1 protein-coding gene is annotated in these 2,937 nt (G+C 54.1%); it reads right to left on the bottom strand.

All coding sequences use genetic code 11. From position 1 onward, the window contains the following. A partial coding sequence (gcvP, locus tag KDK16_RS11345; RefSeq protein WP_257276194.1) for an aminomethyl-transferring glycine dehydrogenase occupies window positions 1-2,779 on the bottom strand: 2,779 nt, incomplete at its 3' end. Window positions 2,780-2,937 lie beyond the last annotated feature (158 nt).

The following is a 2,937-nucleotide window of genomic DNA, read 5'->3' on the forward strand; positions in this document are numbered from 1 at the left end:
CGGCTTCTTCACGTGTGTAAGGGTGGCTCCACTCGCTGTCTACCAGATCTGCCATGGTGTGCGGAGCATTGCACAGCGGGTTGTCTTCGGCAGGCCATTCGCCTTCCTGTACCTTGCGAACTTCTTTGCGAATGGCAATCATGGCACTCACGAAACGATCGATCTCGTCTTTGGATTCGGATTCGGTCGGCTCAATCATCAGAGTGCCGGCAACCGGGAAGGACATAGTTGGTGCATGGAAACCGTAATCCATCAGTCGCTTGGCAATGTCTTCTTCAGTGACACCGCAGGCTTCTTTGATCGGACGAATATCGATAATGCACTCATGAGCCACCTTGTTGTTGCGGCCACGATAAAGTACGTCGTAGTGAGCAGCCAGCTTGTCAGCCATGTAGTTGGCGTTGAGAATGGCGACTTCACTGGATTGCTGCAGGCCCTGCTGTCCCAACATGACAATGTACAGATAACTGATGGGCAGGATGGAGGCGCTGCCAAATGGCGCTGCTGATACTGCCCCCATGCCTTCGTTATCACCTTCAATCGGGCTGACGCAGTGGTTTGGCAGGTAAGGCGCCAGGTGGCTTCTGACACCAATGGGGCCCATGCCGGGACCGCCGCCACCGTGAGGAATGGCGAAGGTTTTATGCAGGTTCAGATGCGAAACGTCGGAGCCGAACTTGCCGGGTTTGGCAATACCAACCAGGGCATTCATGTTGGCACCATCCATGTAGACCTGACCCCCGTGTTCGTGGACGATGTCGCAGATATTGCGAATCTCTTCTTCATAAACACCGTGGGTGGAAGGGTAGGTGACCATCAGGCAGGACAGGTTATCACTGTGCTGTTCTGCTTTGGCCTGAAGATCGGCAACATCCACGTTACCATTCTCGTCACAGTCAACGACGACCACTTTCATGCCGACCATAGCGGCAGAAGCCGGGTTGGTGCCGTGAGCAGAAGAGGGGATCAGGCAGATATTTCTGTGTGCCTGGTCATTGGCTTCCTGATAGTTACGAATGGCCAGCAGACCGGCGTATTCTCCCTGGGCTCCGGAATTGGGCTGCATGGAGATTTTGTCGTAACCGGTGATTTCTTCCAGTGCCGCTTCCAGTTCGTTGATCATGGTCATATAACCCTTGACCTGATCTCTGGGCGCAAACGGGTGGATGTTGGCAAATTCAGGCCAGGACACCGGAATCATTTCAGCGGCGGCATTCAGTTTCATGGTGCAGGAGCCCAGAGGAATCATGCCGTGGGTCAGGGAGTAATCCTTGTTCTCCAGACGCTTCAGGTAGCGCATCATATCGGTTTCGGAATGATAGCTGTTGAAGGTCGGGTGAGTCAGGACGGCATCAGTACGACGATGTTCGTCTTTGAGGCCGGACACTGCAATCTGACTGTCGATGGTCTGGATATCCAGATCCTGACCCTGTCCCAGAATGACATTGAAGAGCTGCGTGATGTCTTCCGCTGTTGTGGTCTCATCAATGCTGATACCCAGTTGATCGAAGCTGATGCGACGCAGGTTGCAACCGGCTTCAAGGGCACGGTTATAGATCGCTTCTTGCTGACTGCCTACTTTCAGGGTCAGAGTATCAAAGAAGGTGTTGTTGCACTGAACACCGAGAGTCGTCAGGCCTTTGTGCAGAATAGTGGTCAGACGGTGGATGCGCTCGGCAATGGTTTTTAGACCCTGTGGCCCGTGGTAAACGGCATAGAACGCAGCAATGTTGGCCAGCAGAGCCTGGGCAGTACAGATGTTGGACGTCGCTTTTTCACGACGGATATGCTGCTCACGGGTCTGCATCGCCATGCGATAAGCCTGGTTGCCACGGCGGTCGATGGAGACACCGATAATGCGACCCGGAATGGAGCGCTTCAGTTTTTCACTGGCAGCGAAGAAAGCAGCGTGAGGACCACCAAAGCCCATGGGAACACCAAACCGCTGGCTGCTGCCCAGGGCAATGTCAGCCCCCAGTTCGCCGGGTGATTTCAGCAGCATCAGAGCCATCAGGTCAGTGGCGACAGACACCATGGCTTTTTGCTCTTTGGCTTTGGCGACGATGCTGGCAACATCGGTAATCTGTCCGTAAGTGCCAGGGTATTGCAGCTGTACACCGAAGATGTCGTGTTTTTCCAGATCAGTAACGGGATTGCCGACTTCTACCCGGATACCCATGTGCTCAGCACGGGTTTTGATGACGTCGATGGTTTGTGGGTGAACGTCGTCAGCAACAAAGAATATCGGATTCTTGCTACGGCTTGATCTGAAGCAAAGCGCCATGGCTTCAGCAGCAGCGGTGGCTTCGTCCAGCAGGGAAGCGTTGGCGACTTCCATGCCGGTCAGGTCCATAACCATTTGCTGGAAATTCAGCAGAGCTTCCAGACGGCCCTGGGAGATTTCGGGTTGATAAGGGGTGTAGGCGGTGTACCAGCCGGGGTTTTCCAGAACGTTTCTGAGGATAACGTTTGGAATGTGGGTGTTGTAGTAACCCATACCGATGTAAGACTTGTTCACCTTGTTCTGGTCGGCTAGTGCACGCAGGTATTCCAGCGCCTGAACTTCTGTTTTGCCCGCTGCTACAGCCAGAGGGCTCTCTCCAGAGGTAACGTTTGGGCGAATAGCTTTGGGAACGGTCTGTTCAATCAGATCAGACAGTGACTCCAGTTTCAGTTCGGACAGCATTGCCTGTTGCTGAGCCTGATCCGGGCCAATGTGACGGCCGGTAAATGCGTTGCTCTGTTCCAGAGCGCTGAGTGCCTGTTTATCAACAGCCATGTTTCTACCTTTCTCTGACGGCTGTCGGTGGATGGGACAGCCCTGTGATGGTCTAAAAACACCTGAACCGTAGCTCTCGGCCCATGCTCCCATGGGTGTGCTCCTAGGAGGCTGACCGAGAATAGACTGCCCTACTGCGGCGGCAGCAAATTGGTCTG

The sequence above is a fragment of the Endozoicomonas sp. SESOKO4 genome, assembly GCF_024606275.1.